Source organism: Halorubrum sp. Atlit-8R, from assembly GCF_003666025.1.
Classification (GTDB): Archaea; Halobacteriota; Halobacteria; order Halobacteriales; family Haloferacaceae; genus Halorubrum; species Halorubrum salinarum.
The window spans coordinates 1-240 of the sequence record NZ_QPLV01000091.1 but is presented as its reverse complement, the minus strand read 5'-3'; the positions used below and the strand labels follow the sequence as shown (position 1 = coordinate 240).

General features: G+C 57.1%; 1 protein-coding gene. It reads left to right on the top strand.

What is annotated here, in order from left to right; genetic code table 11:
- On the top strand, positions 1-215 hold a 215-nt coding region (locus DVK05_RS17675), incomplete at its 5' end, for a hypothetical protein (protein ID WP_233562264.1).
- Positions 216-240 lie beyond the last annotated feature (25 nt).

Below are 240 nucleotides of genomic sequence, written 5' to 3'. Positions count from 1 at the left end.
ATGTCCGCGTCGTCGAGCCGGTCAAGCTCGTCGCGGAAGCGCTCGCGGAAACGCGCCGGATCATCAAGTCCCATACACCGGTGTTTGAGTCCTCTTACAAAAACTCACACGTGGGAAAACGGTTTCTAATCAACGACGAGACACATAAAAACCCGAACCAGAAGCCACCGAAGTCGGTCGGTTCTATCACGTCGAACCAAGGGGTGAGCGCGTAGATGGCGGTCGCGTCCGGGCCCTTCT